Annotated in this window: 7 protein-coding genes; 1 reads left to right on the top strand and 6 read right to left on the bottom strand. The window is 53.2% G+C overall.

The features are described from left to right. Positions 1 to 2,018: TonB-dependent receptor (locus ACN0VM_RS05415; RefSeq protein WP_417449830.1), on the bottom strand; the 2,018-nt coding region annotated here is incomplete at its 3' end. 180 nt (positions 2,019 to 2,198) lie between these two features. Beyond that, complete coding sequence (locus ACN0VM_RS05410) at positions 2,199 to 4,955, bottom strand: LuxR C-terminal-related transcriptional regulator (protein ID WP_417449829.1); 2,757 nt, start codon at positions 4,953 to 4,955, stop codon at positions 2,199 to 2,201. A 321-nt stretch (positions 4,956 to 5,276) separates the two neighbouring features. On the opposite strand from ACN0VM_RS05410, the gene ACN0VM_RS05405 reads away from it, so the two are divergent. Continuing rightward, positions 5,277 to 7,616 carry a TonB-dependent receptor gene (locus tag ACN0VM_RS05405; RefSeq protein WP_417449828.1) on the top strand — a complete coding sequence of 780 codons (2,340 nt, stop codon included), beginning with the start codon at positions 5,277 to 5,279 and terminating at the stop codon, positions 7,614 to 7,616. A gap of 95 nt (positions 7,617 to 7,711) precedes the next feature. On the opposite strand, the gene ACN0VM_RS05400 is transcribed toward ACN0VM_RS05405, so the two are convergent. The 4 genes from ACN0VM_RS05400 to ACN0VM_RS05385 form a co-directional block, all read right to left on the bottom strand. Beyond that, on the bottom strand, positions 7,712 to 8,686 hold the full coding sequence (locus ACN0VM_RS05400) for a FecR family protein (RefSeq protein ID WP_417449827.1): 975 nt from the start codon (positions 8,684 to 8,686) through the stop codon (positions 7,712 to 7,714). Beyond that, a complete protein-coding gene (locus ACN0VM_RS05395; protein WP_417449826.1) occupies positions 8,676 to 9,194 on the bottom strand; it encodes an RNA polymerase sigma factor in 519 nt (172 codons plus the stop codon). Before ACN0VM_RS05395 ends, ACN0VM_RS05400 begins: the two co-directional genes overlap by 11 nt. 22 nt (positions 9,195 to 9,216) lie before the next feature. Further along, complete coding sequence (locus ACN0VM_RS05390) at positions 9,217 to 10,527, bottom strand: aminotransferase class V-fold PLP-dependent enzyme (RefSeq protein ID WP_417449825.1); 1,311 nt, start codon at positions 10,525 to 10,527, stop codon at positions 9,217 to 9,219. Positions 10,528 to 10,646: 119 nt separating this feature from the next. Beyond that, positions 10,647 to 13,082, bottom strand: a complete 2,436-nt coding sequence (locus tag ACN0VM_RS05385) for a TonB-dependent receptor plug domain-containing protein (protein WP_417449824.1) — start codon at positions 13,080 to 13,082, stop codon at positions 10,647 to 10,649. Between the last annotated feature and the right edge of the window lie 170 nt (positions 13,083 to 13,252).

The following is a 13,252-nucleotide window of genomic DNA, read 5'->3' as shown; positions in this document are numbered from 1 at the left end:
TAGTCCACGCGGGCAAATACGCCGAGGTTTTCGGTGATACTGGTCCGGTACTGCGCGCCAAGGTTAAAGGTGGTTCTGGGCACATATGGCGCCCAGTTGCCCACCGCACCCGGGTTGGTGGCATAGTCCTTGATCTCGCTTTTGGTGTAGCCAAAGCCGGTGTATGCATCAAAGCCTTCAAACAGGTTTGCCGTGGCTTCAACCTCTATACCGTAAAGCTCAACCTCATCGATGTTCACGAGCACCTGGGCGCCTACCTCACCAATAAAGACGAAGTAGAACGGGTTTTTATCGGTGGTATAAAAAGCCGAGGTATTGAAACGCAGGCGCTTGTCGAACAGTTCGCTCTTGAAGCCCAGTTCCCAGGTTTCAACTTCTTCCTGATCAACCACATCTTTCACACCGGCGACACCACCAGCAAGCGCAGCTTCCGCCGTACCGCTCTGGTTAAACTGGCCGGAGCGGAAACCAATGCCCCACGAACCATAAAGGCTGGCATCTTCGCTCAGGTCATAGCGCGCGGTTACCTTGGGCTGGAACTTGCTGAAGGTTTCTTCCTTGTTGCAGTTCTCAGGCGTTGCTACCGAACAACCGGCTGGCAGCGCACCATTGCTGATCGGCAGCACATATTGCTTGCGGTGGTCTTCGTCATAGCGCGCAGCAAACGACAGCTCAAACGCGTCAGTTACGTCATAGGCGACGTTACCAAACAGCGCCCAGGCGGTGTTGTTATTATCGTCCGCGAGGAAAGAGACGGTCGGGTTCGCGGCATCATTATAAAAAGGTTCGCGCTCGACATGGGTGATGCCCTGCCCGTTGTCGTCCCCTACCGTGCTGGACAGGAAACGGTCGGTCTCAAGGTAATACACCCCGGCCATCCATTGCAGGCGGCTGTCGGTGCTGGATGCGATGCGCAGTTCATTGCTCCAGGCTTCCACGTCGGCATACTGGGTTTGTGTACCGTCGATCGAGCCCAGCACGTCAATGCTGGCAGTGTAAGGGAACTGGTCACCGGCGGAATATTCCTCCACCCGATTCCACGAGAAGATGTTCGTCAAGGTGAAGGCATCTGCTTCATAGTCGAGCTTGACTGACAGTTCGTCGATATTGCGTTCCGCTTCACCCAGGTTGGTGGAGCAGATCCGGCGGCTGACATTGTCTGCACTGACGGCGCCAAAGTCGCCAAACGGGTTGTCGATAAAGCAGGTGTCGCCCTGGAAGGTGGCCGACTGATACTGATAGTTCAGCGCGCCACCGTCAGTGCGGCTGATGCTGGCCCGCACATCTGCGGTCAGCCTTTCGCTCAGGAAAAGCTGTACCATGCCGCGCAACGACAGGTCTTCGTAAGGGTCAGCTTTCACGCCAAGATACGGGTTATCAAGATAGCCCTCGCGGTCACGGTAGCGGCCTGACAGGCGGAACAGCACCTTGTCTTCCACGATAGGCCCACTGAAGGAACTTTCCACCACGTATTCACCCCCTTTACCGATACCGGCGCGGGCATAACCTTCAAACTCGTTTGTCGGCTTGCGTGTAGAAATGAGAATCGCACCGCCAATGGCGTTGCGGCCATAAAGCGCACCTTGCGGGCCGCGCAGAACCTCGATCTGTTCAATATCAAACAGTTCCTGCGTGAACTGGCGTGAATTGATTTGCAGCACGCCGTCAACCACGGTCGCAACCGGCGATTCACCGTTACGAACCTGGCTCACGCCGCGAATTGTCATGAACGATGTGCCCGCGCTTTGCGCTTCCGACAGTACAACATTGGGCGTGAGATTGATAAAGTTGCTAACCTGATCAACCCGCGCATCCTTGATCTGCTGCGCAGAGAATGCTGTCTCCGAAAGCGGCACATCCTGCAGGCTTTCCGCACGCATCCGTGCGGTCACGACAATTTCTTCCAGCGCTATATCGCTGCTGGATGTACCAGCGTCCTGTGCCATAGCACCGGCTGTCAGCAGGACAGTCGATAAAGCCGTGGTGCCAGCCAACCTGTTAAATCTAATCGGGCGCATCAGCCTCTCCCTGTATTTTTTTGACGTATTATGGGGACCGGTGTCGGCGTCACTGTAACGGTTCACCACACTGGTCCCACTTCCGCCATTAGCTTCCTTGTCTCATGAGCATCATTCTACAGGGTCGGTGTGTAGGTGCTGCGCTATTACGGGTAGGCCACAAAACCTGCACGGGTAGGCTCACGTAATAATATTACGTGACCGGGCCAGATCAATCGCCTGCCCCCGGCTCTCAGCGCCCAGTTTCTTGAACAGATTTTTCAAATGAAACTTCACAGTATTTTCAGTCATATCCAGCGCGCGTGCTATTTCTTTGTTTGCACCGCCCACAGCCAACTGTTCAAGCACATCCAGTTCACGCTTGCTCAAACCAATCTGATCGGCCGCTTTGCGCGAAAAACGCGCCTCCTGATAGGCAGCGACACAGCTGGACAGCAACGCCAGAGCCCGCGAACTCCAGGCCTCCTCCCGACCGTATTTAATCGCAGCACGCAGTAGGGGCAACAAGTCCGGCACAATCAGAAAAGGCCGGCGCATACCTTCGTTAACCGCGCTATCCAGCGCATACTGGATCTGTGCAAGGGCTACTTTCCTGTCTCCCGCCAAATCAAGCAGGCGCGCCTTCCTCAGGTAAAGAAGACCACAAAAAAAGTGTGCGCCGAAAGTGGTAGCGCAAGCCAACAGGTCATCGATAACGGCTATCGCATCGCGCCGCTTTCCTGTGCTGTATACTTCTGCGAGTGCGAGGCCTGCACTTTGATATGGACGCCACAGATAAGGATCTGAACGCCAGCATCCCAAGGGCATCAACTCCCGAAGTTGACTGGCTAGGCGTTCGGCTATGTCATGGCTATTCTCTGCAAGGGCAATACGTAGACGACCCGCCAGAGTTAGATATTTCAAGCGCTTGATGTTCCGGCTTTCGTAAACCGCTTCAATTCTTTCTACACTGTCACGGGCAAGCTCTAGCTGGCCCTGATCAAGAGCGGCAGTCAGCGTCACGTCTAAAGACATGGCATAAATTTCGAACCAGCCATCGAACTGCTCAACATGCTTAGCCGCCGCTAGAAAGACCTTGGAAAGTCCGCTATGTTCTTCGACCGTACCTCGCCAATATTCAAGCCCCCCCAACAGCACGTCCACCATGGCATGAAGGCCACTATCCGCACCAAAATTGTCTGCCGCAAGTTCACGCGCTTCCCAAAGACTAGCCTCGGCATGCTGAAAATTGCCGAGATAGAAATCCGCCAACCCCCAATGCAGATAACAATAGTTCACCCCGAGAGTGGAATCCGCCCGCCGCATATCTCTTAAGCCATGGCGGACTGTGATCAACGCCTCTGCCAACCGGCCATGCGCAATTTCGGTCAAGGTCTGGGTGCAGGCGATAAGCCCGCCAGCAAGAGCATCGCCTTCAGGCAAGACGTTGCGGTAGTGCTGCATGCGACCCGCCTGATCCGCGCCGTCCAGCCGATCTTCATAAACCTGCAACAGCATGCTCAGGTTTAGGATATCTCGGTTCAGCGGCGTGGAAAATTCGGCAATGTGACCAAAGTCCTTGTCCGCAAGAGCCAGCGCATCTTCATAACAACGCCTCGCATTTGCCAAATGACCGTCTTTGATATCAAGATAAGACTGCGCCAACAACAGGCGTGGATACTTCGCTAATTCTGTATAAGTAAGATTTTTCAGCAGGTTTCTTAAAAAACCAATGCCACCATATAATACAAGGGCCCACCCGCCTGCATTTTCGATAATGGCCGCGCTTCGGTCAACATCGCCAGCAAGACGCGCGTGTCTTACTGCTTCGGCTATAAGTCCCTCCTGCTCGAACCAGTTAGCCGCAGCGATATGAATGCGTTTTGTTTCATCAGGCTGCGTGTAATTAAGCAGGTTTTTCAGAAAATCTGCAAAGAGGTGATGATAGCGGAACCAAACACCGTCAGCGTCAATCGGAACGAGCAAAGCACTCAAGCCGTTAAGGCTGTCAATCAACTGCGCGCCGTTAGTTATGCCGCAAATCGCATTCGCAAGCGCTGCGTTAAACCTTTCCAACAATGCCGTTTTCATCAACAAGTTGATCTGTGCCGGCTCCAGTCCACTGATGATCTGTTCGGCAAGATAATTTGACAGGTGGCCTGTTTGACCTGAAATCAATGTGGAAAAATTATCGCTATGTGGACGTTTGGCCAGCGCAAGCTTCGCCAGTTGCACAGCCACAGGCCACCCTTCCGTCCTGTCATGCAATGCCTTCAACGAAGCCGCATCGGAACTGTCACCAACGGCCTGACTGGTTTCTTCGAGATCAAAGCGAAGTTGCTCTGCTTCAACCTCCTGCGCTTTGCCTGCTGCGATAAACTCGGCCAAAGACAGCGCAACCCCTTGCCTTGCGTTGATGATAATGTGCAGGTTCTCTGGCGCGTTGTGCACCATCATACGAATGAGATTTAGCGCTCGCCCGGCCTCCACCCGGTGCATATCGTCTAACATAAGGACAACTTCCGCAGGATGCCCAGAGATGACCTCAAGCAGACTTTCTGCTGTTGCCTGAATGGAAGTCTCAGACAGCCCCTGTTCTGCCAGGAGTTCCATCTGGCCCACTTCAACACCTGCTTTTGACAGCGTCGCAATCAAGTAGCTCAGAAGCTGGCTTGGTTCCCCGTCTGCTTCATCAAGGCTAAGCCACGCGACGGTATGCCCCGCCTTGAGGAAATTACACCGCCACTGAGCAAGCAACGTGGATTTCCCGAAGCCCGCAGGCGCAACAATCGATGTAAGGGGGAAAAGAACCACGTTGTTCTCTGCTCCCTGCAGCGCCGTTCGGTCAACTACGTTGATAAGTATGCGTGGTGCTTCAAGCTTTGAACGCAGCAACCAGCCAGCATTGGGGACTGCTGATTTACCAGCCAAATCATAATTGCCAATGTTTTCAGCCATGCAATATATACATACCGTTACCGCCCCGTCGCTCTATGCGGCCGGACTGTAGGAATACCGGGCATATCTGTCAATTAACAGCCCCTAAAGGCAGCCCCTATATCACCGGGCAGTCTTTAACAACGGGTCCAAAAAGATGATAACCATTGATCTTAAAACAATAAAACCAAAAACTTACCATGTAAGCTTACACCATTAGGCAGCAATGACCAAAGGGCCGATCGCGAAGAGCGTGAAAATAATAACACACGACAATTGACGGCACCGGCAAAGTCATTCATCTGAGAGCAGACAATACCTCACTCAGGAAAAGGATAGCCGATGACGATCAAAAAATATGATGCATGGTCCCCCATGCTTGCGGTGTTCTCGTCCTCGCTATCGCTTATTGTCGCCACCCAGTCAGCCAATGCACAGGATACAACACAAGCAGCGGAGGCTGATGCCACGATAGAAACCGTCGTGGTCACCGCCAGACGACGCGGTGAAAGTATGCTTAACGTGCCGATTGCCATGTCAACCCGGAGCGGCGAACAATTGGACCTAAGCGGTGCCACCGATATCACAGCCCTTCAGCGAACAACACCAAACCTGACACTTCAGGTCTCTCGCGGCACAAATTCAACGCTGACAACCTTTGTTCGCGGCATCGGGCAGCAAGATCCCCTTTGGGGCTTTGAGCCAGGCGTGGGGCTCTATGTCGACGACGTCTACATTGCCCGACCCCAAGGTGCGATTCTTGATATCCTTGATGTGGAGCGGATCGAAGTTCTCCGCGGCCCACAAGGCACATTATACGGCAGAAACACTATTGGTGGCGCCGTTAAATACGTAACCGCCAAGATCAAGGCCGAGCCAACCTTTCGCGCGCGCGCCAACGTCGGCACCTACGGGCAGCGTGACTTTATTTTTGCGGGTTCTACCCCGGTCACGGAAACGCTTCACGTGGGTGGTGCAGTCGGCCTCTATAAACGCGATGGTTACGGCGAGAATCATTTCTCCGGGGCCGAAACCAATGACAAAGATGCGTGGGCGGGGCGCCTGAGTGTCGAGTTCAGTCCTACGCCAGACCTGTTTTTCCGCGCCTCCGCCGACCGAACAGAAGACACATCGAATGCCAATCACGGCCACCGTGAATTGCCTGTACCCGAAGCTTATGCATTACCTCCCATCACCGATCCATACGGTATTGATGTTCCCTTAAGCGCATTCCCGGTCACAGAAAACGTCTATGACACCTGGGCTGGGCTGGGTGACTATAACAAGGTCATCACTGAAGGTGTTTCCTTTCTTGCAGAATGGTCAGTCAGTGAGAGCCTGACTTTAAAATCCATCAGTGCATATCGCGACGGAGTTACGATCACCGAAGGCATCGATTTTGACGGCACGCCGGCACCGGTGCTTGATATCGCTGCGCCTGAAACGGTGTATGATGACGATCAATTCTCGCAGGAATTTCAGGCGTCGTTCAGTTTCAGCGGTATGCGCGGTCTCGCGGGTGTTTATTATCTTGATGCTTCCGCGAGTGGTGGGTACGACACCATAATCGGTCTGGGCGCATCCGCCATCCCTGGCACACCCACCCCAAACCTAACCCAGGGGACCAGCGGCACCGTAGACACAAAATCATACGCAGCCTTTGCAGACGTTGACATAGACCTAACTGAGAGACTTAGCGTCTCACTCGGTCTACGCTGGACGCGTGATGAAAAGACCGGCGTCGTGTTCAAAGCGAACTATTTAGGACTCGGAAGCCCGCTATCTGGCGAAAACGGAGTCCAAATTCAACTCCTGACGGACTATACTAACTCAGTAGCGTTCGAGGAACTGACGCCGCGTGCCAGCGTATCTTATGCGCTTTCCCCTAGCATGAACATTTACGCAGCTTACAGTCGTGGTTTCAAGTCAGGCGGGTTTGACATGCGCGGCGATGCCGTAGCCACGCCCGAAACTATAAATGGTTACGATCCAGAAACGGTTGATTCATACGAACTTGGTCTCAAAGGCACATTTTTTGATGGCCGTCTCACCATGGCCTCGGCTCTGTTCCATGCTGCATACAACGGGCAACAGGTTACAAGCCAGCAGTTAAATGCCACGGGTTCGGGTCTTGTCAGTTTTATCGACAATGTTGGAAGTTCCAAGATCAAAGGCGCTGAAATTGAAGGAACTGCACGCTTCACAGAGGCGCTGAGCGCCGATTTCGGCGTGGGCTACATCGATGCAGGATTCGATGAGTATCTCGCATACAGAGCTGATCCGGCAGTTCCCACGGCATATATCCTCACTGACGTGGCCGACAGCCGTCAATTCCAGAACACGCCAAAGTGGAACGGAAATCTGTCTCTGAACTACCGTTATGATTTGGGTACAAAAGGCGATCTTAATATACGTGGTGGCGTATCTTTTCGCAGCATGTCTTCCATGTTTGAAACACCAGTGTCCGAGATCGACCAAAAAGCCTATCAGCTTTATGATATAAGCGTGGTATGGACATCGGCTCGGGCCGACTGGCGCATCGGTGTTCATGGCCGCAATTTAGGCAATGAAAAATACCGGACCGGCGGATATTATTTCCCCGGTCTCGCATATGGCGATTCCATCATTGGATTTTACGCACCACCGCGTACTGTCACGGTTTCACTTGAGTATCGCTTCTAAATCTGTGAGGTTTCTGCCCTGCGTTTCCAGAACACCCGCAATCTGCGCGCAAAAGAGTTTAAAGGCCGAGGACCAGGGCCCCGGCCTCACTCACTTTATTCAATTAAAACCTTGTTATCGGTTTCACGAATATTGGCGCCCAAAATAACTTCGACAGAACCGAGAAATGCATCAACATCATTGAGTGCAAACGTACCAGTTACCGGCATGTCATGCTTCACAAAAGCAGAAAGCACGATTTTTTTATGACTGTAGCGGTTGAATTTCGCTACCGCTTCCGCCAGCGGTGTTCCCTCAAAGACCACCCGATTCCGTGTCCAGTCTGGTTGCTCCGTCCGCGAGGTTGAAACATCAAATCGGTTCACGGCATAGCCCAAAACCTGCGCACCCTCTCCGGCATGGAATGTGCCAAGAAGCCGCTGGTCTCGGCGAATTTCAACCGTACCTTCATATACTTCCAGGCAATAGCCGCCCGGCTGCGTCAGCACAGAATAGGCGGTACCTGTCGCGGTAAAGGCCAACGGACCGGTCATCACCTTGAAAACCCTTGGGTCTGCGCCATTTACGTCTACAAAAACCCTGCCATATTCCAGGGTCACTATACGACTGTCGCTGGAATGCTCAACTGCTGCACTAGTGTCCGTGTCAAGGTACAGCACACTATAATCCGCCAGTTCAATGGAGCGAATCTCACCTACCTCTGCATGATAGAAGGATTTTGCACCAGTGGGAAAAGCCTGCGTCATATAAATAATCGCCGCGCAGACAAGGGCCGCAACGCCCGCTAAAGCGAAACCAACCTGATGGCGCGAAGGAAAGAGGGCGCGCTGCCGTAGGCTGGCCACCTTCCTTACAGCGACCAAAACATGCGCAATATAGCCAAGTCGCTCGGGTGCCACCGCATCCCAGCTTCGCGACACTTCCACGAAAGCCTGTAAATGCGAAGGGGAAGCATATAGCCAACGTTCAAAAGCCTCGCTCACACGGACATTCGGATCTTCATCAATCATCAACAGCCAATCGGCTGCAGCCTCAAAGGTATCAGCGCTTATATGTATTTTATCGGTCAAGGGTATCACGCTTTCTTCTGGCCTCGTTCAGCAAGATGATCCCGTCCCGGAGGTGCCGCCGCACCACAGCTAGTGTCAAGCCGGTGCTGGCAACGATTTCGTCATAAGTCTCGCGCTCGAGCCGGTAGCGGACAAAAACCTCCCGGGTGATCGGCGGCAATCCCCCGATATCCTTAAGAACACGCCGCAGAGATTGCTTGGCGTCAAGGGTTGCTTCCTGATCCGGCGTTGGCTGCACAGCCTCAAAGATCACATCATCATATTCAAGCTCAGAGACAATATTGCGCTTCTTGCGAAAGCCGTCTCTGATAAGATTGACGATTATGGTGCGCAAAAATGCGATATCGTTCTGGATTTTTTTTTGCGGCCCATAGTTTTGCAGGCGAACAAAAGCCTCCTGCACAACTTCTTCTGCCTCCTCCCTGGAGGCGCCCTTTGCCTGAGCATATGCCCGGAGCATGCCTGCATGTCCCCGGAACAAGGACCCTATATTTCGGTGATCATTCATTGCAGGAAGGTGTATCCAGACTTTATGACTGCGGGGTGACAGCCTTACGTGCAGCGGCAATGACGGCAGCCGCAACGTCTTGCATATCTCGTTGGCTGTTATACAAAGCCGGAGTAATGCGAACGCATCCGCCTTTGGCCACACCGGTGCGGTGCACGGTGAAAATACCGTGCTGAGTCAGCATGTCTTCCACGATGGCTTTATTGTCGTCAGCACCTGTCACACCCTTGATGCGGAAAGACGTGATACCCCCATGTAAGCGCTTGTCCTCTGGTGTCAGAATATCCACATGATCTGATACATCGCTGGCTTGCACCGCCCCTACCCAGGTTTGCCGTAAATGACGCAGCCGTCTCTCCTTGGCACCGCCACCGATGCGATCATGAAAAGCAAATGCATCCGGCACGGTAAGGTAGGCAGCAAAATTACTTGTGCCCGTGTGAACCCTGCCCCAGATACTATCAGCCTGAGCAGGTTCAGCCGATATATTGGTGTCGATATCTGCCAAACGGTCAGCACGGATATACATAGCGCCAACGCCAATGGGTGCCCCAATCCATTTGTGCAGGTTAAAACCAATGTAGTCTGCGCCAAGGTCATCAACCTTGAAGTCTACCTGCCCCCAAGAATGCGCGGCATCCACCACAACCCGTATGCCACGCGCCCGCGCTTCCTGCACAATTGCGCGTACAGGCATCATCAACCCGGTCCTGTGGCTGATATGCGTGAGCAGCAGAAGTTTGACGTTCGGATTCTGGCTCATGGCATCCCGGTAAAAATCGACCAGTTCACCATGGCTTACGGGTTCAGGAACATTGAGTTGCACCACTGCAGCGCCACATCTGCGTGCCTGAAAAGCCATTGCCGCCTGTACAGAGCCATAATCGAGGTCCGCATACATTACGGCATCATCGGGGCCAAGCATGTTGAAACCACCGATAATATTCTGCAGCGCTTCAGTGGCGCCACGGGTAAAGGCAACCTCCCCGACCTGAGCCCCGAGCCGACCCGCCACGTCGGCAACAATATCACGAAACAACGGACCATATACGCGCCGGGAGAAGAATGAATTCTCGCGGTTTACCCGGTGAGTGTGATCAATATAAGCCTCAAGAACGGAGCGGGCCATCACACCCCAGTTTCCGTTTTCCGCATTGGTGATAGCTTCGGTCATATCATACCCCTGAGCCACCGATGCCCAGTAGCCTTCATTTGCCATGTCAGTGACCATGGCCTGTGCCGGGACTGCTGCCTTAACCGCAGAAGCCATGGCCGTCGCGGCTGGCGCACCTGCCGTTACCAGTAGAAGTTCGCGGCGCGAAAGCTGTACCATAATCATGTCCTTGTCTGGCGCGCGGCCCAAAAGTTGTCCCGAGATAATATGATAAACAGGAGAGAGCCCGCAGGCACTCTCCGTAACTCGTTCGTCAGTCGACCGAACCCCGGTCACCTTTAAAAGGCAATATCCAGGCGTACGTAGTAGAGCCCGCCGTCCGTATCGTAGGGCGCATTGCGGGAGTATATCAGCCCACGATTAGCTTGATAGGTGGCTTCATCCGGAAAGTTATTGAAAATATTCTCCGCTCCTGCACGCATAGAAACAGTGTCAGTGAAATGCCAGGTCGCGGAGGCGTCGAAGAAAAACTCCCCGCCAAATTTCTGGAAGATTTCCCCGGACGCATTGTCGGAATAGTCCGTCCAAGCACCGTAGTACCTCGCGCCCGCGTAGAGGTCCAGGGCACCCAATGCATAGTTGGCCGAAGCGGTGGCAATGTGCTTGGGCTTCAGTTCCTCAAATCGGATGCGGGCGGTTTCGTTTGATTCCAGATTACCGTCCGTGACCTTGGTTTCGTTATAGTTATATGCACCGGTGATCGAGAGCCTGCCATCACCCATATCGACGGCATAGGAAGCGACGACATCAAACCCCCGCGTCCGGGTATCAAAGTCGTTCTGGAAAAAGTTGACCCGCGTAATACTGCTGCCACCCGGCACCCCCGCCGCCCCAAGGGCCGTGCGTTCCTCAGCAGTCAGGGTCAGCGTGCTGGAAGTACCCAAGCGATCCTGTACCTTCACTTGATAAACATCCACACTCAGGTTGAAACCGGCATCGTTCCGATAAACAAGCCCAAGGCTGATATTGTCTGACTCTTCCGCACTCAGGGGTTCGATATTGACATCCGTCCGCTCAGAAACCAGTTCGGCAACCGTTCCCACAGGGGAAAAGCGGCCTGTTGTGAAGATATTCAAGGTGGTTGTATCCAGCCCTTGTGACGTACGCTCACTGAAAAGTTGACCCGCTGTTGGAGCCTTGAACCCGGTGGACGCAGTCGCACGCAACGCAAACTCGCGGGTCAGCTCGAAACGGGTAGAAAGCTTACCGTTCAACGTATCGCCAAAGCCTGAAAAATCCTCATATCGGCCTGCGAGGCCAACGGTCCAACGATCAGTCAACGGAACTTCAACATCGATGTATGCTGCGCTACTCTTCTGGTCAAACTCACCCGCCTGACTGTCGCTAAAGCCTGGAAAGCCATTGGAACCTGAAGGCAAACCATCTACGGCACCTGGGCCAATGTCGTAGGACGCAAGGTCACCTGCGCCAATTTCATAAACTTCCTTACGGTGTTCCCCGCCAAAAGCGATATTCACAGGGGCATCGAAACCGGCAATATTGAGTTCGTAGTTGAAGTCCAGGTTAACGTTGGTTTCGCGCTGACTGAGTGTACCAATGAAGAAAGATGTCGGGCTATTGGGCCCAAGCGACGCGTTGATAGAGTTATCCATCATATAATCGATTTCGTTTTTTCCGTACCCGGCACTGAGGTCCCAACTCAAACTGCCGTCCATCAATTGGCCTTCAAAGCCGCCGGTAAAGGAAATATCTTTGTCTTCCTGACCAAACTGAGGTGAAAAACCGGCCGGGTAAATATCATTCAAATCGAAATCAGGAAAAGCATCAGAGGGTGCATAAGCACTTGTGGAGCTTGGATTACGCCAATTAAAGTCTGATACACCTTCACCTTCTCCATAGGTACCAAAGAGATAACCAGACAGCATGTCCGATAATGCATACTTGGAATTCAGGGCGAACCTGAAGCCCGAGCGCTCTGGCTGCCCCCAGTTCTGTACGGGATCGGAGACTTCAATGTCTGGGTTGTCATTCTGGAACTGAATCGCATCAGGACGTTGCCGGGAACGTGACGTACGCGCGGCATCAAAGTATTCAAACGTACCATTGACAAAACCGTTTTCACCCAACTCGAAACCGGCCTGGGCACCGCCGCGATAGTTATCACCATCCCCTTCATAATATTGCGAGAACTGGCCAAATGCCTTCATACCGGCTTCATCGTCTAGAATGATATTAATAACACCGGCGATTGCGTCGGACCCATATTGTGCAGATGCACCATCACGCAGCACTTCAACTTGCTTGATGGCGTAGGACGGAATGGTTGCAAGATCCGGTGACTGTGCGCCATTGCTGCCTAACAGTGCCGACCGGTGCCGCCGTTTCCCGTTGACAAGAACGAGGGTGTGATCTGGCGAGAGGCCGCGTAGCGTAGCAGGACGAACAAACACAAGCCCATCCGCCATCGGCAGGCGCTGGACATTGAAGGAAGGTATCGTCTGCGCAAGCGTGTCCAACAGGTCCTCAGACGCTGTCTGATCGATGGCTTTGTCTGAGACCACATCGATTGGCGCAAGAGAGCTGAATACCGTCCGGTTCGTCCCGCGTGTTCCCGTCACGATAATTGTTTCAAGGTCTGCATCTGCAATACCGGTATCTGTGTCGGAATCCTGGGCGTTGGCAACGCCGGCAAGACACATTGCCGATACGCCCGCAAGAACAGACGTACGAATAATGGATTGGTGATAAAACATGGGTGTTCCTCAAAATATTTTCGGCGTTTTGCGGAAACTTCAAACTGGCCAGACAGACCTGCTTGAGTTGCTTCACACCTTCACTGACGTATCTGGATTTTTTTCTGCGGGCCGACCGACTAATTTCACGAAAGCTTCACACAACCCGACAAAAAACCGCGCGAAGCATT

The sequence above is a fragment of the Kordiimonas sp. genome (assembly GCF_048260245.1).
Classification (GTDB): Bacteria; Pseudomonadota; Alphaproteobacteria; order Sphingomonadales; family Kordiimonadaceae; genus Kordiimonas.
Note: the sequence above shows the minus strand (reverse complement) of the source record. Positions and strands in the feature narration are given on the sequence as shown.